We start from the raw sequence: 20,571 nt of genomic DNA, 5'->3' as shown, positions 1-20,571 counted from the left end.
GGCCCTGCCTACATCGATGTCCCGGCGGAGGCCCCCCGCTCAGCCGTCGGCGAGCTCCAGGAGCTTCGTGACGGTGCTCCAGTTGCGGGCGGTCTGGATGACGCCCAGGCGCGTCCCGCTGAGCACGGTGGCCAGCTTCGAGTTCCCGATGCCATTCGGGAACCGGGCGTAGATCTCCCGTCCGGACAGGCGGAACTCGTCCGGCAGGTAGTCCGCCGGGTCGAACTGCGCGAAGCGCTTCGGCTCCGGCGCCTCGGACAGGAACGTCACCAGGAACCGGGAGGGGGCGTCCTCGGCGCCGGTCAGGGGGTTGGCCTTGATCACCGCTTCCAGCTCGTCCCTCGTCCGGAGGATGACGGAGACCTCGAAGCCGAACTCCTTGACGATGGCCGCCTCGAGCTGCGTGCCGACCCTGGCCGGGTTCTTCTCCTTGCAGGTGAACACGGCGTTGCCGCTCTGGAGCAGGGTGGCGACCCCGGTGTAGCCGAGCCCTTCCATCAGCTCGCGGAGCTGGGCCATGGGGACCTTCTTGTTCCCACCGACGTTGATTCCGCGCAGCAGTGCGACATACCTGGGCATGGCCGCGAGTCCTAGCACACGCGTGACCTGCGCTATCATCCCGGAGCCCATGAGAACGACGCGCCGACAGTTCCTCCGCGATTCGATGCTGGCCTCGGTGTCCCTGGCGGCGGGATGCGCGTACATCCCCACGTCCGACCGGACCGTGGTGCGGACCCTGGCGGGCATCCCGGCGACGGACGGCGCGGGCGTGCGGTTGACGCGTGTCATCGGCCAGCCCGCACTGCGGAACCTCGATCCGTTCCTGATGCTCGACCGCTTCCACTCGGACGACCCGAACGCCTACATCGCCGGCTTCCCGTCCCATCCCCACCGCGGCTTCGAGACGGTGACGGTGATGCTGGATGGCCACATGCGCCATCGGGACAGCCGGGGGAACTCGGGGCTCATCCGGGGCGGAGGCTCGCAGTGGATGACGGCGGGGCGCGGCATCATCCACTCCGAGATGCCCGAGCAGGTCCAGGGGCTGATGTCTGGCTTCCAGCTCTGGATCAACCTGCCAGCGAAGGAGAAGATGTGCCCGGCGGCCTGGCAGGACCTCGGGCCGGAGCAGCTCGCCGAGTCGGTGCTCTCATCCTCGGGGAGCCGGCTCCGGGTCATCTCCGGCGCGCCGAACGGGCTCGCGGGTCCCGTGCGCGAGCGCCCGACGCAGCCGACCCTCTTCACCCTGGCATTGGCGGATGACCAGCCTTTCGAGCTCGAGCTGCCGGAAGGGCATACGGCCTTCGCGTTCGTCCATACCGGAGAGGTTCGCTTCGGCCCGGAGTCGAAGACGAAGCCGGTGAGAGCAGGCGAGCTCGCCCTCCTCAGCCCGGGCAAGCGGCTTCGCATCCATGCACCGAGCCAGCGGAGCGCGGTGCTCGTCGCCGCGGCGAAGCCCCTCCGGGAGCCCATCGTCCAGCGCGGCCCGTTCGTGATGAATACCGAGGAGGAGATCCACCGGGCCATCGAGGACTACCGGAGGGGTGTGTTGGACAAAGGGTGAGAGCCATTCACCCCTGGTAGGCGTTAGGATGGGCGGGCAATGCGTACCCATCCCCTGCTCTCGCGTTTCTCCTCGTTGCTCGTCCTCCTCGCCGCGAGTGGTTGCAACACCGCCTACCGTGAAGCCATGGCCCAGGCCAAGGATGCGGCGGTGCGTGGTGACTTCCTGACCGCCGCCCGCGCCTACCGCTCGGCCTGTCAAGCCGCTCCCGATGACAAGGACGCGTGTGGCCGTTTCCCCATCTTCGCGAAGAAGGCGGTGGGCGTGGCCCTCGAGACCGCCCGTCCTCCGTGCGAGGCGGGAGAGCTCGATCGGTGCCTCCCTCCGTTGCTGGACGCCAAGGACCTCATTCCCGAGCATATCGAGGTCAACGGGCTGCTCGAGAAGGCCAGCGAACTCCACGTGCAGCGCTGCTCGCAATGGCAGCCGGAGGGGCCGGTGGGCACGGCGGTGGCCGGACTGGCCTGTCTCCAGTCGCGCGCCCAACAGCTCCCCGTCCCGAGCTTCCAGACGCTGCGCACCAATCGCGCGGCCGGGTTGTCCTCGCGCTTCGTGGAGCTCGCCACCACCGCGCGGGGCGAGAACGCGCATGGTGCTTCCACCGTGCTGATGTCCGCGGCGCAGTGCCTCGCGCCGTCCTCGGAGACGTCCTCCCGGATCGGCTCGGCCCGCTCGAGCTTCTACGCCCAGAGCGCCATCCCCGTCATGGCCCACCTCGACGGCTCGATGTCTCCCCGGATCGCCAACGGGCTCTCGGGCCTGTGCGAGCGCATGGCCTCGTCGCTGCCTGGCTGGGCGCGGTGCGCGTCCACCGGAACGGTGGCTGGCCAGCCGGATGTCTTCCAGGTCTGGGTGGATGCGCTCATCCAGCGCGCCGTGCAGACGAGCACCGAGGACGTGCGCACCCTGGATTATGTCAGTGGCAAGCGCGAGGTCCGCAATCCCGAGTACCGCAAGGCCCGGGAGCGCCTCGAACTCGCCGAGAGCGCTTTCGAGCAGGCCCGGAAGGTGAAGGCGGACAAGTCAGGCGCCTGCGAGCGCGCCGCGGACAAAGTCCACGAGGCGAGCTGCGTGGGCTGCCCCCCGCCTCCGGACAAGAAGACCGTCTGCGACGAAGCCGGGAGGGCCTCTGACGATTACAACAGCAGCTCCCGCGAGCTCGAGGCGGCGCGCGACCATCTGTCCAACACCCCCGAGACGGTGATGGAGGACGTGTACGAGACCTTCACCTACTCGGTGTGGACCTACTACTGGTCGTCGAACTACCGGTTCAAGCTCCAGGCGAGCACGCCGGGGTCCACCGAGCCCGTGCGGGCCGAGGGGGCGCTGCGGTTCCAGGACGAGGAGCACGTGGGTTTCCGGCCCGGTGGGCTCTCGCCGGATCCGCTGGTGCCTCCGACCGAGCAGTCCTACGCGGACGCCTTCGTCGCGCAGCTCACGCCCTACGTGGTGGATGCGGTGAAGCGGGATGCCGCGGCCCGTGGCGCCTGGCGCCGGGGCCAGTGCGAATCGCTCCCGGCGGACTGGAGCACCCCGTGGGTGCAGTGCTGGGCGGAGTCCGCGCTCTGGTCCAGTGGCCAGGAGCCCCAGGCGATCGAGTTCCTCGGCCTCCTCGCCTCCAACGCGGGTGCCACCTCGCGGCCAGTGTGCCGTTGAGCACGCTCGCGGCCGTGGGGTCTCCCCAGGGCCGCCGCGGGGATTAGATTGGAAGGGTGGACACCTCCTCCCTTCCCGCCATGGCGCTCGAGGCCGCCCAGTCGGCCGAGGCTGCTCGCCAACAGCTCTCCCGTTGCGAGGGAGCCTTCGCCGGGTTGGGTGAGCGGCTGCGCCAGCGTCCTCCGCGTTTCGTCGTCACCTGCGCGCGGGGCAGCTCCGACCACGCGGCGAGCTATGGCAAGTACCTGATCGAGACCACACTGGGGCGCGCGGTGGCCTCGGTGGGGCCGAGCGTGGCCTCGGTCTACAACACCCGGGGCTTCGATTTCCGGGAGTGCCTCTTCGTGGCCGTCTCGCAGTCTGGCCGCAGTCCGGACCTCCTGCGTCTGACGGAAGTGGCCCGAGCGGGAGGCGCGCTGGTCATCGGTTTCGTCAACAACGAGGACTCGCCGCTCTTCTCGCTCTGCGACATCGGGCTGCCGCTGTGCGCCGGTCCCGAGCGGAGCGTGGCCGCCACGAAGTCCTATATCCTCTCCGGCCTCGCCTTCCTGCAACTGGTGGCGCACTGGTCCGGGGAGGCGGTGTTGCGGGACGCTGTCTCTCGGTTGCCGGAGGCGCTGGAGGCGGCGCGCGCGCTGGACTGGTGGCCGGCGCTGGAGCGGCTCACGGGGGCGCACAATCTGTTCGTGCTCGGGCGGGGAGTGGGGCTTGGCGCGGCGCTCGAGATGGCGCTGAAGTTCAAGGAGACATGCCGGCTGCACGCCGAGGCCTTCAGCACCGCCGAGGTCATCCACGGTCCGCTCGCCCTGGTGGGCCGGGGTTTCCCCGTGCTGGCGCTGGGGCAGGAGGACAGCTCGGCGGAGGGGACGCGGAGCGTGGTGCGCCGCATGGTGGAGCTGGGGGCGGATATCCGCTCGGTGCTCGCGGTGCCGGGAGCCGAGCTCCTGCCCGTGGTCCCGGGTGTGCCGAGCGCCATCGCGCCCCTGTGCCAGGTGCAGAGCTTCTACATGTCGGTCCACCGGCTGGCGGTGGCGCGTGGGATGGACCCGGATGTTCCCGCGCATCTGCGCAAGGTGACGGAGACGGTGTGATGACACGCATCCTCACGGGAGCACGCCTCTTCACCGGTGAGCGAATGCTCGAGGACCACGGTGTGGTGCTCGAGGGCGAGCGCATCCGTGCGGTGGTGCCTTTGGACGCCGTGCCGGCCGGAGCCCGGGTGGAGCGGTTGCCCGAGGGCACGCTGCTGGTGCCGGGCTTCCTCGATGCCCAGGTCAACGGAGCGGGAGGCGTGCTGTTCAACGACACGCCCACCCCGGAGGCCGCGCTCGCCATCGCGGCGGCCGCCCGGCGCTCGGGCACCACGGGGCTGTTGCCCACCTTCATCACCGATGCGCCGGGCAGGATGCGCGAGGCCTGTGAGGCCGCCCTCGAGGCGATGCGCCGGCCCGCGAGCGGTGTGCTCGGCATCCACCTGGAGGGTCCCTTCATCAGCGGCGAGCGGCCCGGGGTGCACGAGTCGCGCTTCATCCGAGTGCCCGATGCAGGGGAGGTGGATTACCTGGGCGCGCTGCCGGAGCGCCTGGCCGTGCGGGGAGGCCGGCTGGTGGTGACGTTGGCGCCGGAGTGCGTGGACGATGCCGTCATCGGGCGGCTCGCGGCGGCGGGCGTGGTGCTCTCGGCGGGCCACACGGCGGCGACGTATGAGCGGACGCGCGAGGCCCTGGCCGCGGGTGTACGAGGATTCACCCACCTGTTCAACGCCATGCCGCCCGCGCAGAGCCGTCAGCCGGGGCCGGTGGTGGCCGCGCTCGAAGCGGACGAGGCGTGGTGCGGAGTCATCGCGGATGGCATCCACGTCCATCCGGCGATGCTGCGCCTGCTCGTGAAGAGCAAGCCGCCCGGCCGGGTCTTCCTGGTTACGGACGCCATGCCCCCGGTCGGCACCGAGGCGTCCTCGTTCACGCTGTATGGCCGCACCATCCTGCGCCGGGAGGGCCGCCTCGTGACCGGGAACGGAACGCTGGCCGGTGCCGACATCGACATGGTGACGGCGGTGCGCAATTGCGTCCGGCTGCTCGGGCTGCCGCTCGAGGAGTGCCTGCGCATGGCGTCGCTCCATCCCGCGAGCTACCTCGGGTTGGACGGACAGTTGGGCCGGCTCGCGCCGGGCTATCGTGCCGATCTCACGCTGCTAAGGGAGGATCTCACGGTGCTCGCCACGTGGGTGGCGGGCCAGGAGCAGTGGTCCTGACCTGCCACCTCACGCCGTCCGACGAGGCTACTTCTGCACCTGCACGACGCCGCAGGCGATGCGGTCCCCCGCGTTGCCGGCGGGATCGCTCTTGTAGTCATCCGCGCCAGCGTGGACGACGACGGCCGCGCCGTCCTGGTCCTGCATGTCCTTCAGCTTGAGGCCGTGGGCGAAGACGTCGAACTGCACCTTGCCGTCGGCGTCCACGTGGAGGTTGGGCAGGTCGCCCGCGTGCTTGCCCTCGGGCACGAGGACGCCGTGCTTCTTCTTGTGGGGGTTGAGGTGGCCACCGGCGGTCTGGAAGGGGGCCTCGCACTTGCCCGCCTCGTGGATGTGGATGGCGTGCTCGCCCGGGGGAATGTTGGAGAGCGAGCCCTTGATGAGGACGCCATGGGGCGTCTCGGTGAGGGTCACCTCGCCCACGGACTGGCCCTTCTGGTCCTTCAGCTCGGCCTTGGCGGTGGCACCAGCGGCAGCGGCGGCGGCCTTCTCGTCCTTCTTGGCTGCGGCCTTCTCCTTGGCGGCGGGGGCCTTGCCCTGGGCGAACGCGGGGCCGGCGAGGCACAGCACAGCGGCGGTGAGCAGCGCGCGAGTCTTCATGACCGATGTCTCCTTCACTGCGGGAATTCCCATTCCGGACTTCCGGAACGAGAGTGAAGGTGGACACTAATGCGCTGGGCGTGTTCCTCAAGGCTGGAGAGCGGCCAGGGGAACGGGCACCACGCGCGAGGCGCCGTATACGGGAGCCCAGCGGTGCTGCACGTCGGAGCCGTTGAGAAAGTGAACGATGCGCTGGTAGGCGGCGAGCGGGCCGCCGAGCCGTTCCGCCCAGGCCAGCCCTCGGGGCGAGAGGTTGGGCACGAGGGGCCCCAGGGCGCTCTCGGAGCGGGTGACGCGGGTGATGTCGAGTCCCTCGTCGCGCACGCGTTGGGGCACGAGCAGGGGAGCGAAGCGGGCGTGGCGGTGATCGTGCACACAGCCCTCTTCCTCCAGGAGCGCGGCGGAAAGAGGCAGTTCTCGCACGTTGAAGAGGAGCTTCACGGCGCCGCGATGGGGATCCCACGGACCGCGGAGGCGGTGATCGCCGCGAGGGATGAGGCGCCGGTCCAGATAGCAGAAGGCGCGGGACTCTGGGGGGAGGGTGCCGCGGTGGCGCGCACCGGCGTAGCGGAAGAAGGGGCGCACGCAGGAGGGCTCCACCGTGAAGGGAGGCCCCTCCTTCAAGGCGCGCAGCTTGGGCAGCAGTGCGGAAGGGATGGCATGGCGCAGGGAGAAGTCCTCGAGCGCCTCCAGGGGTGAGCGTGCGAAGTCCTCGAGACGGGTGAGGAGCCGTTGGGGATCGCCATCGACGAGCAGCTCATCGAAGCGGGTCTTCACGCCCGGGAGACTCACGGGAACGAGGGTATCGAGGGGCTCTCCTTCGGAGCGCCAGCGGGCATCCAGCTCGGCGGCGTCGGGAGGAGTGGGAGCGAGACGCCACTCGGGGGCCTCGGGAATGAAGGGCGTCAAACTCCCCTCGCCCTCCGGGAGAGGGACGGGGTGAGGGTGCCGGGTGTACGCGGGCCGCGAATCCAGGGCCCGTGAGTAGACAGGCCTCACGCGCGGATCCGGAGGAGAGGTCCACACGGTGATGCAGGTGCGCACCTGGGTACCAGCGAAGGCACCGGGACCGAGGTCCACGACCTCCCGCAGTGCCAGCATGCGCAGCAGCGTTTCGCGCAGGGGTGCGTAGAGGAAGGCGTCGAGCAGGCTGGTGGGGGTGATGAAGGCCAGCACGCCGGGGCGTGAAGAAAGCCGGTGGGCGGCGAGCAGGAGGAAGAAGGCGAAGTCATCGCGCAGGCTGGTCCCCTGGGGCAGCGCGAGGGGCAGCAGGGCGCGGAGGCGGGCGTAGGCGTCGCGGTCCTTCAGGAGCGAGGAGGTGCCGTTGTAGGGCGGGTTGCCGATCCACACTTCCTGGCGAGCGGGAGGGAGGCTCGCGAGCAGGGGCTCGAGCCCACCGCGCAGTGCATCCCCCACGCGGACATCGGCACCGGGGACGCGCTCCTGGCACAGGCGGGCCACGTCGGGAGAGAGCTCGAGGCCGGAGAGGTGGGCCTCGGGGCGGGCGCGGGCGGCGGCGGCGAGGAAGGCACCGGCACCACAGGCGGGGTCCACCACGGCGAGCGGCCCGTTCCCGGCATGGGCGAGCGCGAGCGCGAGGGTACGCTCCACGAGCGGCGCGGGAGTGTAGAAGGCACCGAGTGCGCGCCGGTCGAGACCGGGGAACTGATGGACGAGCGCCTCCTCATCGAGGACGGGAGGGGCATGGGGGGCACGCGGCATCCGCCTCCATCCTACCCCGGGCGGCTTTGCGTGCCGTGCCATACCGTAGCAACATCGCTTTCAGGAGCCTCATGCCGCCACCTCCGTCGAAACCAAAGGGTCCCATCCGGGGCGTGCCGCTGGGGCAGGACGACGACGAGCCGACGACGATCGAGCCGCGCAGGCTCGGGCTGCCGCGAGTGCCCGCGCGCTCGCGAGGGGATGGCTTCGAGACATCGGACATCCCCACCAACCCGGGGCGCCCGGTTTTCGACAAGTCGCGCGGCAACGCGGGCATGCCGTCGCTCAGCGGAGAGACGACGAGCCCGGGCGCTCCGGCCTTCACCGGGGTGGCGCCGGAAGTCCGGCAGAGCCGCTGGCATGATCGCTCGGCGGCCCCCCGGGGCGTACTCCCGGCCGGGGCCGTCCTGAAGGGCCTGGACGAGGCGCTCCAGAAGGCCGGGCAGGCCAGGGCTCCGGTGGCGTCGGTGCGCGAGCAGCTCAAGGCGGACTGGCTCCCGCTGCTGCGCCAGGTGGTGGAGCAGGCCGGAGGGGACGGAATGGACGCCTACGTCACGCAACTGTTGTCCGCTCCGGGCCGCAAGGCGGTGACGCCGCTGGTGGATGCACTGGCCGCGGGCATGGAGCGGTTGGAGGCCGCCACGGACGCGGAGGCCCTGCGCGCGAGGGCCCAGGAGTTGCGGACCCTGGTGGCGAGGACGCTGGAGGACCCGGCGCCGAGCCCCATTTCCCTCGAGCTGCAGGAGCGCGAGCTGGACGGCCGTGTGGACGTGGACACGATGCTGTCCATCCGCTTCGCATCGAACGCGGAACTGGCCACGCGGCGGGCGCGGGCGGAGAAGACGCTGGAGGATCTCCGGCAGCAGATGCGCGCGTTGCAGGGCGTGCAGCCGGACGGGTTGTTCTCCAACTTCGCCCGGGTCAAGGTAGAGAAGCGCGTGATGGATGCCGAGGCCCGCCGCCGGGGCGGGCGCTGAAGCGGCACCGGACACCCGACACACAGGAGGCGCAGCGCATGGAAGGGGTGCAGCGGCTGGTCGCACGTCGCGTGGAGAAGATGCTGGATGCGCTCGCCGCGCAGGTGGCGCGTGGGCGGGCGGGGGAGGACGTCCCCACCTTCACGCTCACCCTGCACCTGGCGCAGGGCGTGAGGCTGTCGGGGGTGCTGTTGGACTACCTCCCGCGCGAGGCCATCCTGCTGGCGTCCGCGAAGGAGGGGCTGCTGTCGCGCAGCGAGTCGGTGACGTACGTGGAGTTCACCTCGGTCATCGCCGTGACGGTCGATTCGCCGGCGGTGCTCAACCAGGTGCCCTTCCTGTTGCGGCCCGCGCTCAACCGGGAGGATCTGCTGCGGCACGCGGACCGGCTGGCGCACGGCATCACCGAGCAGTTCTGGCCCGGAGAGGCGAAGCTGGGCGGCAAGCCGCTGAGCTTCGAGGTGGACTGGGTGGAGCTGGACACGGAGCCGGGGCGGCGCGCGCTGGAGGACGCGATGAACGCGGTGGCGCACGCGTTGCGGCTCATCGGCAAGGAGCCCAACGGGCGGGACAACCTGCGGCGCATCGCCCGGGTGGCGTTCGCGAAGGGCCGCAACACGGTGGCGGCCCTCGAGGGCGACACGGGGAAGGTCTCGGTGGATCCCTCCGCTCCCGTGCCGCCCGCGCAGGCGTTGCGCAAGGGGCTCGCCGCGGGCCTGTGAGCCGGCGGCGTCTCCTCAGGGGATGTCCTTGGCCGTGCCCGTCGCCTTCGGATCTTCCTTCGGAGGCGCGGGCACGACGGTGGGCACGTCGGGCATCGCCTTGGCACCGGCCTGGAGCTGCAGCTCCACCATGCGCGTCCACAGCGAGGGCGCGCTGCCCACCAGCAGGTTCTCCTCCACCTTCAGCTTCCGCTCGTTCTGGGCGCGGCGGTAGAGGCGCTCGGGGATGGCGGGCTGCTTCGGGTCCGAGTCGCTCACCGACACCTGCTCCTGGACGGTGATGTCGCCGGAGTTGAAGACGAGGGTGGACGTCAGCTCGAACTTGCGGCGCAGGCCGTTGGGCATCTCGAAGGTCTGCACGCGGCTGAGGGGGAACCAGCCAGCGCCCAGGCAGGCGCGCTCGGAGTCGGACACGGCCTCCGAGAAGAAGCGCCCGCTGCGCAGCGGCAGGATGCGAGCGGCCCGCCGGCACACCTGGGGCTCTTCCTTCGTGCAGGAGTCACCCTCGGCCACCAGCACGTCCGTGGAGCCCACGTGCTCCATGCGCAGCCGCACGTTCTCCGTCATGCCGCGCAGCGAGCCCAGGCCGCGGACGATGAAGCCCAGCTTCGTGCGCTCCACCAGGGCCACGGGGCCCAGGCCCTCGCCATTGTCGAAACGGCGCGTGATGACCCACACCAGCCGCTCGTTGGCCTGGGTGGTCTCCAACACCAGGTCCGTCTCGTCCAGCCGCTCCTTGGGGGGAAGCGGCTTGGGCTGGGGGCCCGCCTCGCGGCACTCGTCCGCCGCGGGCTCCTCCCAGGCCACGGGAGCGCCGGAGCAGTCCACGGACGGGCGAGGGGCCGCGCCGTGCTGGGGGTCGAAGCCGTGCAGCAACAGGCCGAACCACGTGTCGGGCGTGGGGTAGGAGCGCTCGCGGGCGCCGACCGTGGCCTCGCACAGCTGGGGTCTTGGAACGGTGGCGCAGCCCAGCAGTGGGGTGAGTACGAGGGCTGTGGCCAGGAGTCGTTGTTTCATGGGCTTCCTCATGCCTCGGCGAACCGGATATCCCAACCCCCCTGGGGGTCGAGCGAGATGTTCAGCCGCTTGGGGACCGAGCCGCCGGCCATGCGCTCGAGCAGCTCGCGCGAGATGGCGGGCATCAGCGAGCCCTGCAGGATGTGCTCGGCGTTGCGGGCACCCGTCTCGGCCTCGGTGCAGCGGCGGGCCAGCTCGTCGAGCAGCTCGGGCGCGAGTGTCGTCTCCACGCCGTGGGCGGAGAACAGCCGCTTGGAGAGCTTGTCGAGCTTCATCGCGACGATCTCCCGCATGATGTCCGTGCCCACGGGGGCGTAGGGGACGATGGTCATGCGGGCCAGCAGGGCGGGCTTGAAGTGCTTGCTGAGGGCGGGGCGCACCTTGGCGATCATCTCCTCGGCGGTGGGCGTGGCGCCCGTCTCGTGCATCTTCATGAGGATGTCCGAGCCCAGGTTGCTGGTGAGGATGACGACGGTGTTGCGGAAGTCGACGGCGCGGCCCTCGCTGTCGTTGAGCACGCCCTTGTCGAACACCTGGTAGAAGAGGTTCATCACCTCCAGGTCGGCCTTCTCGCACTCGTCGAGCAGCACGACGGAGTAGGGCCGCTGGCGCACGGCCTCGGTGAGCAGGCCGCCCTCGCCGTAGCCCACGTAGCCGGGCGGCGAGCCGATGAGCCGGGAGACGGTGTGCTTCTCCTGGAACTCGCTCATGTTGAAGGTGGTCATGAAGCGCTCGCCGCCGTAGAGGACGTCGGCGAGTGCCAGGGCCGTCTCCGTCTTGCCCACGCCGCTGGGGCCCACGAAGAGCAGCACGCCAATGGGGGTGTCCGGGTTGTTGATGCGCGCCTGGGAGATGCGGATGATCTCCGCCACCTTGCGCAGGGCCGGCTCCTGGCCGCGCACGCGCTCGGTGAGCCGCGACTCGAGGCCCAGCACCGCCGTGAGCAGATCATTGCGCATCTTGCCCACGGGGATGCCCGTCCAGCTGGCCACCACGCGCGCCACGATGTCGGCGTCCACTTCCGCGTGCACCAGGGGCTCCTCGCCACGCGCCTGGGCCAGCTTCGCCGCGGCCTCGTCCACCGCGGCCTTCAGGGGCGTTTTGTCCGCCTCGGCCGGAGCGGAGAGCAGCGCCTTGCGTGCCTCCATCAGCGCGCTCACCGCGGTGCGCTCCGTCTCCCACCGGGCCTGCAGCGAGACGCGGCTGTCCTGCACGGAGGCCAGCTTGCGCTCCAGCGTCTCCACCACCTCGGCGTCTCCCGGGTGGCCCTCGGCCAGGTCCCGCTTGCGCGCGTCGCGCTCGCGCTCCAGGGCGGAGATCTCCTGCTCGAGCGCCACCAGCTCGTCGGGTTTGGTGGACAGCTCGATCTTCACGCGTGCGGCGGCCGTGTCGAGCAGGTCCACGGCCTTGTCGGGGAGCTGGCGGCCGGAGATGTAGCGGCTGGACAGGCGCACCGCGGCGGAGACGGCCTCGTCGCGGATGGTGACGCCGTGGGAGGCCTCGTAGGTGGGCCGCAGGCCGCGCAGCATCAACTCGGCGTCCTCGACGCCCGGCTCGTCCACCTTGACGGGCTGGAAGCGCCGCTCGAGCGCGGCGTCCTTCTCGAAGTACTTCTTGTACTCGCCCCAGGTGGTGGCGGCGATGGTGCGCAGCTCTCCACGCGCGAGCGCCGGCTTGAGCAGGTTGGCGCCGTCGCTCCCGCCCGCGGTGCCCCCGGCGCCGATGAGCGTGTGCGCCTCGTCGATGAAGAGGATGATGGGCGTGGGCGAGGCCTTCACCTCGTTGATGACGGACTTGAGGCGGTTCTCGAACTCGCCGCGCACGCCCGCGCCGGCCTGCAGCGCGCCGAGGTCCAGCCCCATCAGCTCCACGTTCTTCAGCGCGTCGGGCACCTCGCCCTTCACGATGGCCCAGGCCAGGCCCTCCACGAGCGCCGTCTTGCCCACGCCCGGCTCGCCCACGAGGATGGGGTTGTTCTTCCGGCGCCTCGAGAGGATGTCCACCATCTGGCGGATCTCCCGGTGGCGGCCGAAGATGGGATCGATCTTCCCCTCGCGTACGCGGCCGGTGAAGGACGTGGCGAAGCGGCCGAGCGCCTCGCCGCCCACGGCGCCACCCTGGGCGGACGCGGAGGGCGTGGCGCCTCCGGCAACGGACTCGGGGCCCACCTCCATCGTCTCCGGCGAGGGCCTCAGCACCGCGTCCAGGGCGGCCATCAGCTCGTCGCGGGAGATGGCGTCCAGCTCGGGGAAGAGCTCGGCGGTGTAGCGGTTGCGGCGGGTGACGAACTGGGCGAAGAGCGCCCCGGAGCGCAGACGGGTCGCGCCCTGCTCGACGGAGGCGATCAGCCAGGCGTCCTCGAACCACTGGAAGAGCGTCTCGGAGAAGACGGGACGGCCCGCGCTGCCGGAGCGCAGGCCCTGGAGGGCGCGCTCCATGCTGGCGGCCAGCCGGCGGCGGTCCACCTGGAAGTGCTGCAGCAGGCGGGCGACGTCCGAGTCCTCCGGCTCGAGCATCTGCGCGAGCATGTGCTCGGGAACGATTTCATAGAAGCGCCCACTGCTGGCACGCGCGACGGCGGCCTCCAGTGTGCGGGTGGCCGTCGGCGTGAGGCGGCGGACGAGGGCTTTCGGTTCGACTCGGATGGCGGCACCCTCCAACAGGGGACGGCGGAATGTCTGGCGGGAGCGTCAGCGCCGTCGGTTGCCGGCGCTCCCGGGGCCGTGTGTCACACGACCGGAATCGAGAGGCGGATCTGCCTGCCCTTGCCCAGCCACGTGTCCCGCCCCAACTGGGCCGACTGCGTGCTGGAGAGGTTGAACGTCTGGGTGACGCCTTCCGTCAGGCCCAGCTCGAACTCGTACTCCAGGGGATCCTTCAGGAAGAGCCGCACCACCTCGCGGGCCTGGGGCAGCAGGTCTCCGCCCGGCATCATCTTCCGGTACAGGTGGGTGGGCAGGGGCTCGATGTGGATCTTGATCTTCCCCATCCGATCGAAGGCCTTGCCGCCCAGGACGGTATTCCTGCCGAGGATGTGGTTGTTGCGGCCCAGTTGCAGCCGGGCGTCGATGTCCACCCAGCGGCCCACGAACTGCTCCACCCGCACCCGGGCCCCCTCCAGGCTGTCGCCGAGCACGTCCTCGAGGGCCGCCTCCATCTTCTCGGCGGTGCGCGCGCGGGAGGCCAGCAGCGGGACGATGCGCAGCAGCTTGCGCGTGGGCAGCTTGCTGGTGCGCTCGCTCTCGTACGTGTCGAAACCGGCGAGCGCCAGCAGCCGGCGCGACCACTGATCGGTGTTGGTGGAGTTGGACTCGCTGGTGACGCGGTACTTGGACTCGATGCGGTAGAGCAGCGACAGCAGCCGGTGGTGGAAGAGGTCCAGGAACTCCCGGCGCACGGCGTGGTCCGGGTCCTCCTGGGCGATCTCCTCGGCGATGTACATCGGCAGCGGGCTCACCGAGCCGGTGAGTCCCAGGAAGTGGGTGACGACCTCGAAGAGCTGGCGCCGGGCGTACGGCTCCTCCGCGCGCACGGGCACCTTGCGCAGCGTCACCTCGCTCACGTCCCCCGAGGAGAAGCCCAGCGAGGAATCATGCCGGAAGCGGATCATCTCCTCGATGACCGGCCCCACGCTGCCCACGCGGGCCGCCCCGGCGGTGAGCCGCTCGATGTACGCCACGAGCTGGAAGAAGCCGACTTCCTTGGCCATTCCCCCCAGCAACCGGGCCGCCTCTACAAGAGGGTCAGGAAGCCGTTCCTCGGAAGCCATGCGAACTCTGTCTGCGAGGGCTGGAGCCGGATGGCCAGCTCGTTGAAGGAGTTGAGGGTGACGTGGGAGGCCAGCAGCTCATCGAGAATGCACCCGAAGAGGAAGGCGTCTCCCACCCCCATGAAATTCGTCTCGTCGAGCTCCACCAGGGCCCGGTTGCCACGCACGGGCGAGCCCTCCAGGAAGCGGGTGAGGGCCTTGTTCTCCACGGTGCGGATGGCGTTGATGCGCAGGCGGCTGGCGCGGGCGGCGAGGTTGTCCGCCAGCGCCTGGAAGTTGTACAGGTCCAGCAGGCGGCGCAGCGCGGCGCCATCCGCGATGGAGTGCTGGTTGATGGCCAGGTGCGAGAGCAGCCGCCAGTGCAGCTCCGTGCCCAGGGGCGCGCGGGCCGGGCGGCTCACCGGGGTGATGTTCTTGAATTTGGCGTTGGTGGGCGAGGCCGGGGTGGACTGGGTGATGTCCCCCACCTGCAGCCGCGCGGGCAGCGAGCGGTTGGTGCAGGTGAGATCGATGGACAGCACCTCCTCGGTCCCGAGTGTGGGCGCCACGTCGCGGGGCGTCTCCAGGGTGAGGTAGGTGTCGATGCCGTCATCCACGGGGGAGTGGATGCGCCGCAGGCGGTAGAAGGAGGGTTCGGAGCCCTCGCCCTGGGTGTGCTCGAACTCGTGGAAGGGGCGGTAGGTGCGGCGCTCGCTGCGGCCCGCCGTCAGGCCCGTCACCGAGTCCACGGAGTACACCTCCGCGTGCTGGGGCTGCAGCTCCGCGGCCCGTACCAGGTGCTCGCGGCCCAGCGCGTGGTGGAAGAGCGGATTGGCTGGTGCCCGGAACAGGTTGATGACGGGGGCGCAGTGCAGCCGGAACATCTCCCGGGTGATGCGCGCGTCCAGGGGCGGCGGGCGCTCCAGGTGGAAGGAAATCTCGAAGCGCTCCTCCAGCGCGGACGCGGCCGCCTCCAGGCCATGCACCTCGAAGAAGAGGAACTTCTCCGGCAGGGTGAAGTACTCCTGGAGCAGGCGGTACCCGTCGAACGCCCGGGGCCAGGGCAGCAGGCGGAAGTGCCGATCGAAGCCCACCGGGCGGATGCTCCGCTTGGGGTCCAGCACCACCTCGTTCCCGCTGGTGGCGCCGCGCACGCGTATCTGGCGGCAGTAGCGCAGCAGCCACAGCATGATGAGCGCGCTGGCGGACATGTCGCCGTGGATGAAGAGGCGCAGCCCATGGGGCTTCTGCAGCTCCTCACGCCCCTGCTCCGTCGTCTGGAAGGACAGGCGCAGCACGGGCGAGGACACGGACGAGCGGTCCAGCAGGGCGTCCTGCACGCTGAGCGGCAGCAGGTCCACGTCGTGCGTGGTGCGGAAGACACAGCTGGTGCCATCCAGGGGCGTCGAGGCCACCTCGGCGCCCGCGGCGATGCGCGAGCGGCCGCGCAGGGCGCGCATCTGGGGCGTGAACTCCACGATGGAGCACGCGGGCACCGGGCGCAGGTAGTGGGGGAGCAGCAACTCCGTGAGCCCCTGCACCATCTCCGGAACGTCGTCCTCCACGCGCTCGCGGATGCGCGCGGTGAGGAAGGCGAAGCCCTCCAGCAGCCGCTCCACGTCCGGGTCCGCGCCGCGCTCCACCAGCAGGCCGGCGACGCTCGGGTTGGCGAGCCCGAAGGCCCGGCCCATCTCCCGGAGGTAGTTGAGCTCGCTCAGGTAGTACTTGCTGAACATCCTCGCCCTTTCACCAGAGTTCCATCCGGCCGCCGGGTTTCAGCTCGGTGTGGAAGCGGACCGTGCCGCGCGCGTCCTTGATGTTGAGCTGCGCGATGATGTCGAACCGCAAGGCGGTGGGGTCCTGCTCGTCGGGAACGTGCGTGACGACGACGTTCTTCAACCGCGGCTCGAACTCCTGGATGGCCGTGCGGATGGACTGCTGCATCCTCGGGATGGCCGCCGGGAGGATGTGGATGATGTCGTTGAAATCCATGATGCCGTAGGCAGGGGCCGCGACGGCCTCTCCCTTCCGGGTGTTGAGCAGGGCCCGCAGGTGCTCGGAGATGGCGGCCACCGCGTTGCCGCGGGGCGCCAGCGAGCCGTGGCTGCTGGAGGCCAGACGTGTCAGGAGTCCTCGTTCGGCCATGGTGTGCGGGCTCGGCCCTGGAGCGCCCGGGATTCACCCGGGCGCTCCACAGGCACGACGGACTAGCGCTGGGTGTCCCAGGTGTCAGTGTGCGTCACGCCGCCGTTGGTGATGGTCCAGTCGATCGTGTGGAACACGAACGTGACCGTCTCCATGGCGGGCAGGTTGGTGCTGGTCGGGATGAAGCTGTCCGGCACGTGCTGCTTGATGCTGTTGATGCGGCCCTTCTTGATGGCGATGGTGTAGAACTGCTCGGTGGTGCCGTCGCCGGTCGGGTTGGGGCGGAAGAACTTGAAGGTCGCCTCGATGACCTGGTTCTCGCACAGCGCCTTCATCAGCAGCGGCGAGGCCTTGTCGATGCGCTTGACGATCGTCATCGGCGGGTACTGACGGCGGCCCGTCGCCAGACCGGAGCCGGACTCGCGCGCGGTGATGACCTCGTGCTCGAAGGACACGCACTCGATGGAGCCCTCGCGGCCCAGGCTCGTCTGGGTGCTGTCACCCTTGATCTCCGTGCCGTTCGCCTTCAGGTACAGGTGTACAGTCTCAGCCATTCGCCACCTCGTTGTATGCGCCGCGTACGGCGCGGAAATCCGGGCCCCTGGTGGGGGGCCCGGCGTTGATGGAGCCCGGAATCAGCGGAACCACGTGTCACGGGTGCGACGGGCTCACTCCTTGTCCAGCTTGCCCACCAGGGAGAGGGTGAAGGACGCGCCCATGTACTTGAAGTGCGGGCGCACCTGCAGGCTGCAACGATACCAGCCGGGCTGACCCTCCACGTCCTCCACCGTCACGCGCGCGGCGCGCAGCGGACGGCGCGAGCGCACGGCGGGCGCCGGGTCATCCATGTCGGCGATGTACTGGCTCATCCACTGGTTGAGCTCGCGCTCCAGGTCCGAGCGCTCCTTCCAGCTGCCGATCTGCTCGCGCTGGAGCACCTTCACGTAGTGCGCCAGCCGCGTCATGATGAACATGTAGGGCAGCTGCGTGCCGAGCCGGTAGTTCGTCTCCGCCGCCTTGCCCTCCGGCGTGCTGCCGAAGAACTTGGCCTTCTGCGCCGAGTTGGCCGAGAAGAACGCCGCGTTGTCCGCGTCCTTGCGGAACACCAGGCCGATGAAGCCCTCCTCGCTCAGCTCGTACTCGCGCCGCTCGGTGAGCATCACCTCGGTGGGAATCTTGGTCTGGATCTCCCCCATGGCCTCGTACTGGTGCAGCGGCAGCATCTCCACCGCGCCACCGGACTGGGGGCCGATGATGTTCGGGCTCCAGCGGAACTTGGCGAACGAGTCCGCCACGCGGGTGGCGAACGCCGTGGAGGCGTGGCCCCACAGGTACTTGTCGTGCTGCCCGACGACGTCCTCGGTGAAGTTGAAGGCCTTCACGGGGATGGTCTTCTCACCGTACGGCAGGCGCAGCAGGAAGCGCGGCATGCACAGGCCCACGTAGCGCGCGTCCTCGCTCTCGCGGAACGAGTGCCACCGGGCGTACTGCGGACCCTCGAACAGGGACTTGAGGTCCTTGAGGTTGGGCAGGTTGAGGAAGTTCTGCTCGCCGAACATCTCCGGGCTGGTGTTGGCGATGAAGGGCGCGTGGGCCATGGCCGCCACGGACGCGCACTTGCGCAGCAGGTCGATGTCCTGCGGGCCCGGGCCGAAGTCGTAGTTGCCCAGCAGCAGGCCGTAGGGCTTGCCACCGAACACGCCGTACTCGTTGGAGTACACCAGCCGGTACAGGCCGCTGCGCACCACCTCGGGCGAGTCCTCGAAGTCCTTGAGCAGATCCTCCTTGGAGACGTTGAGCATCTCCACGCGGATGTTCTCGCGGAAGTCCACCCGGTCCACGAGGAACTTCAGCGAGCGCCACGAGGACTCCAGCTTCTGGACCTCCTCGTGGTGCATGATCTCGTTGACCTGGGACGACAGGCGCTTGTCGATCTCCGCGATCATCGCGTCGACGAGGGCCTTGTCGATGCGCTCCTCGGAGCGGTTGGGGGCCAGCATCTCCGCGATGAAGGCCTCCACGCCCCTGCGGGCGATGTCATAGCCCTCGTCCTTGGGCTTGATCTTCGCCTCGGAGAGGATTTCGTCGAGCAGGGAGGGCGAAACGGCGGCCGCGGCGCCCGCGGCATTCTGGGTCTGGGTCTGAGTGCTCATGATTCTCGCTCCCGCTCTGGACTACTTGGTCTCACCACCGTTGAGGCCGAGCTCGCTGATGAGGCGCTTGCGGCCCTCGTCGTCGGCGAGCATCGCCTGGAGCTTCTTGCGGAAGGCCGGCACGTTGCCCAGGGGCCCCTTGAGGGCGTTGAGCGCGCTGCGCAGCTCCAGCAGCTTCCGCAGCTCGGGCACCTGGTTGACGATGCTCTCGGGAGCGAAGTCCGCCAGGCTCTTGAACTGCAGGGACACCGGCAGGTTGGCGCCTTCCTCGTTGGACAGCTTGTCCGTGACGGAGATGTCCACCTTGAGGTTCTGCTGCGCCATCACCTCGGTGAAGTTCATCTTGTCCACGTTGATGGGGGCGCGATCCTCCAGCGGGCGGTCATCCTGCCGGCCGGTGAAGTCACCCATCATCAACATCTTCAGGGGCAGCTCGACCTGCTCCTGCATGTTGCCCGTAGCGGGCTTGTAGACGATGTTGACGCGTTCGGTAGGGGCGACGGAACTCTCTTTGCTCATCTGCTGCTTCTCCTCTCACGTGAGGTGGGTGATGCGTGGGTCGTCGCCAGGTGACGCTTGTCCGTGAGTGCTGCCCGGATGTCAGGGTTGAACGCGCAGGGCGGCAGCGGGGTCGAGCTGGACGAGACGACGATAACGGATCCAGTAATCTCCTACCAGGATGTCCTGTGATTCTTTCGTGGCCAGGGTACAGGTGAGGAATCCCTCGAGACAGGCGGCGGCGAGTGCCGGTTCCCAGGAATCAAGAGAGTGCGCGGTGCACTCCGCATCCAGCACCTCGTAGAGCGCGCGGGCGGTGGTGAGTTGTCCTGCCTGGGCATGCATGCGAGCCAATTGCAGCCGCGCGACGAAGAGCGCGCGGGCCGTGGTGGCGGAGGCGAGCAGTGCCTGGGCGTCGCCCTCGGGAGCCGCACCCGGGGCGGAAGTTTCGAGCCCGCGAGGAAGCGGCATGGAGATGGCGGCACGTGGCGCGGTACCGGGTTTCGCGAGCACCTCGCGCTTGAGCCACTCCTTCGTGGCCCCGTCCGCCATGGGCGTGCCATCCGACGCCACCAGCTCCACCACGGTGGGCAGGCGCTTGAGAAGACTGCTCAGCTCCAACAGCAATGCCTCGCGCGCGGCGGCATGGGTGTCACCCAGTGATGACAGGGCATGGACACTGAAACGTTGCAGGTCCAGCGCAAAGCGATACTGCGCCAGGGCGGACTCGCACTCGTCGAGCAGCTCCACCCAGCGGGAGTGGGTTGAGAGGGTTTCCAGCTTCGTGCGCAGATGGGCGGGCAGGGGCGGGAGGGATGTCCTGCCATTGGAGCCAGTGGGAGGTGACTGTGTGATGTGCAGCCACAGCCCGGTGCGCAGCAGGCGATAGGAGAGCGGGTCGGCCGGGTTGGCGCGGCGGATGACTCCGGAGGCGCTCGTCAGCGCCGAGCCGATGTTGCGCAGGAAGTCCGTGGCGGCATCCGCGCTGCTGAGGTCGCCGCTGGGCACGGCGGGGAGCTGGGAGGCATGGAGGGGCGCGGCCGGTGCGGGAGGCGGCGCGGCGGGAGGCGGCGCGGCGGGCGCGGGGCGTGGCGGCAACCGGCGCGGGCGGGGCCACGGGGGCGGGCGCGGCGGGAGGTGGCGCGGCGGTGTCCGGTGCGGGCGTCGGAGCGGGGGTGGCCGGAGCGGACGGCGTGGGCGCGGCCACCGCGGGAGGCGTGGCCTCGGTGGGCATGCTCGCGCGCAGCCGCTCGAGGGGGGTGAGGAGCGGTCCCATCGCCGGGCCCTGGGAGGCGAGGCGCGTGCGCGTCACCTCGGCGAGCTTCGACACGGCGGTGGACAGGGCCTCCACCACGGCGGGCGTGGTGCTGTCGGCCTGGATGGTGGGGAGCACGTGCTTCATGCGCTCCACGTACCAGGACAGCGCGAGGCCCCGGCTGCGCAGGCGCGAGGCCTCGGGAAAGAGGCCCTGCCAGTAGCGTTCGGTCAGCTCCGCCAGCAGCGTGGTCCCCGTGA

The 20,571-nt window shown here is 69.9% G+C and carries 19 protein-coding genes; 7 read left to right on the top strand and 12 right to left on the bottom strand.

The window, feature by feature from the left end; genetic code table 11:
• Window positions 1-39: 39 nt before the first annotated feature.
• The gene (locus Q664_RS09210) at window positions 40-579 is read right to left on the bottom strand and encodes a DUF1697 domain-containing protein (protein ID WP_043392313.1); all 540 of its coding nucleotides are present in this window, start codon (window positions 577-579) and stop codon (window positions 40-42) included.
• A 49-nt stretch (window positions 580-628) separates the two neighbouring features.
• Here Q664_RS09210 and Q664_RS09205 point away from each other — a divergent pair, with 49 nt between their 5' ends.
• From Q664_RS09205 to nagA, 4 genes are read left to right on the top strand one after another with little or no spacing between them, the layout of a single operon-like run.
• Window positions 629-1,564, top strand: coding sequence for a pirin family protein (locus Q664_RS09205; RefSeq protein ID WP_152622005.1), 936 nt, complete (start codon window positions 629-631; stop codon window positions 1,562-1,564).
• Window positions 1,565-1,603: 39 nt separating this feature from the next.
• Window positions 1,604-3,220 carry a hypothetical protein gene (locus Q664_RS09200; RefSeq protein ID WP_043392311.1) on the top strand — a complete coding sequence of 539 codons (1,617 nt, stop codon included), beginning with the start codon at window positions 1,604-1,606 and terminating at the stop codon, window positions 3,218-3,220.
• 56 nt (window positions 3,221-3,276) lie between these two features.
• On the top strand, window positions 3,277-4,311 hold the full coding sequence (locus Q664_RS09195; protein ID WP_235216619.1) for an SIS domain-containing protein: 1,035 nt from the start codon (window positions 3,277-3,279) through the stop codon (window positions 4,309-4,311).
• A complete protein-coding gene (gene nagA / locus Q664_RS09190; protein ID WP_043392307.1) occupies window positions 4,311-5,474 on the top strand; it encodes an N-acetylglucosamine-6-phosphate deacetylase in 1,164 nt (387 codons plus the stop codon). Before Q664_RS09195 ends, nagA begins: the two co-directional genes overlap by 1 nt.
• A 27-nt stretch (window positions 5,475-5,501) precedes the next feature.
• Here the strand turns inward: nagA and Q664_RS09185 are convergent, their stop codons facing one another.
• Both Q664_RS09185 and Q664_RS09180 read right to left on the bottom strand, forming a co-directional pair.
• Window positions 5,502-6,074, bottom strand: coding sequence for a superoxide dismutase family protein (locus tag Q664_RS09185; protein ID WP_084609654.1), 573 nt, complete (start codon window positions 6,072-6,074; stop codon window positions 5,502-5,504).
• An 87-nt stretch (window positions 6,075-6,161) separates the two neighbouring features.
• The gene (locus tag Q664_RS09180) at window positions 6,162-7,796 is read right to left on the bottom strand and encodes an N-6 DNA methylase (protein ID WP_043392305.1); all 1,635 of its coding nucleotides are present in this window, start codon (window positions 7,794-7,796) and stop codon (window positions 6,162-6,164) included.
• 71 nt (window positions 7,797-7,867) lie between these two features.
• Between Q664_RS09180 and Q664_RS09175 the strand changes: the two genes are divergently transcribed.
• Window positions 7,868-8,773, top strand: a complete 906-nt coding sequence (locus tag Q664_RS09175) for a hypothetical protein (RefSeq protein ID WP_152622004.1) — start codon at window positions 7,868-7,870, stop codon at window positions 8,771-8,773.
• Window positions 8,774-8,811: 38 nt separating this feature from the next.
• Window positions 8,812-9,495, top strand: a complete 684-nt coding sequence (locus tag Q664_RS57535; protein WP_063934675.1) for a hypothetical protein — start codon at window positions 8,812-8,814, stop codon at window positions 9,493-9,495.
• A gap of 15 nt (window positions 9,496-9,510) precedes the next feature.
• Here Q664_RS57535 and Q664_RS09165 read toward each other — a convergent pair whose 3' ends face one another.
• The 9 genes from Q664_RS09165 to Q664_RS60710 all read right to left on the bottom strand — a co-directional run bounded on the left by Q664_RS09165 (window position 9,511) and on the right by Q664_RS60710 (window position 20,064).
• Entirely contained in the window at window positions 9,511-10,512 is a 1,002-nt protein-coding gene (locus tag Q664_RS09165) for a hypothetical protein (protein WP_063934674.1), read from the bottom strand.
• An 8-nt stretch (window positions 10,513-10,520) separates the two neighbouring features.
• Window positions 10,521-13,172, bottom strand: coding sequence for a type VI secretion system ATPase TssH (tssH, locus tag Q664_RS09160; protein WP_052517885.1), 2,652 nt, complete (start codon window positions 13,170-13,172; stop codon window positions 10,521-10,523).
• 68 nt (window positions 13,173-13,240) lie between these two features.
• Entirely contained in the window at window positions 13,241-14,221 is a 981-nt protein-coding gene (tssG, locus tag Q664_RS09155; RefSeq protein ID WP_052517884.1) for a type VI secretion system baseplate subunit TssG, read from the bottom strand.
• A gap of 23 nt (window positions 14,222-14,244) precedes the next feature.
• On the bottom strand, window positions 14,245-15,996 hold the full coding sequence (gene tssF / locus Q664_RS09150; protein WP_043392300.1) for a type VI secretion system baseplate subunit TssF: 1,752 nt from the start codon (window positions 15,994-15,996) through the stop codon (window positions 14,245-14,247).
• A gap of 10 nt (window positions 15,997-16,006) precedes the next feature.
• Window positions 16,007-16,405, bottom strand: a complete 399-nt coding sequence (gene tssE / locus Q664_RS09145) for a type VI secretion system baseplate subunit TssE (RefSeq protein WP_043392298.1) — start codon at window positions 16,403-16,405, stop codon at window positions 16,007-16,009.
• Window positions 16,406-16,467: 62 nt separating this feature from the next.
• Window positions 16,468-16,959 carry a type VI secretion system tube protein TssD gene (gene tssD, locus Q664_RS09140; protein ID WP_043392295.1) on the bottom strand — a complete coding sequence of 164 codons (492 nt, stop codon included), beginning with the start codon at window positions 16,957-16,959 and terminating at the stop codon, window positions 16,468-16,470.
• A 114-nt stretch (window positions 16,960-17,073) separates the two neighbouring features.
• Complete coding sequence (gene tssC, locus Q664_RS09135) at window positions 17,074-18,558, bottom strand: type VI secretion system contractile sheath large subunit (protein WP_043392294.1); 1,485 nt, start codon at window positions 18,556-18,558, stop codon at window positions 17,074-17,076.
• Between the two features lie 21 nt (window positions 18,559-18,579).
• Window positions 18,580-19,077 carry a type VI secretion system contractile sheath small subunit gene (gene tssB / locus Q664_RS09130; protein ID WP_043392293.1) on the bottom strand — a complete coding sequence of 166 codons (498 nt, stop codon included), beginning with the start codon at window positions 19,075-19,077 and terminating at the stop codon, window positions 18,580-18,582.
• An 81-nt stretch (window positions 19,078-19,158) separates the two neighbouring features.
• Complete coding sequence (locus tag Q664_RS60710; RefSeq protein ID WP_052517883.1) at window positions 19,159-20,064, bottom strand: type VI secretion system domain-containing protein; 906 nt, start codon at window positions 20,062-20,064, stop codon at window positions 19,159-19,161.
• A gap of 35 nt (window positions 20,065-20,099) precedes the next feature.
• Here Q664_RS60710 and Q664_RS60705 point away from each other — a divergent pair, with 35 nt between their 5' ends.
• A complete protein-coding gene (locus tag Q664_RS60705) occupies window positions 20,100-20,534 on the top strand; it encodes a hypothetical protein (RefSeq protein WP_052517882.1) in 435 nt (144 codons plus the stop codon).
• Window positions 20,535-20,571 lie beyond the last annotated feature (37 nt).

The sequence above is a fragment of the Archangium violaceum Cb vi76 genome, assembly GCF_000733295.1.
GTDB lineage: Bacteria > Myxococcota > Myxococcia > Myxococcales > Myxococcaceae > Archangium > Archangium violaceum.
The sequence above is the reverse complement of the archived record's forward strand: the minus strand, read 5'-3'. Positions and strand labels throughout refer to the sequence as shown.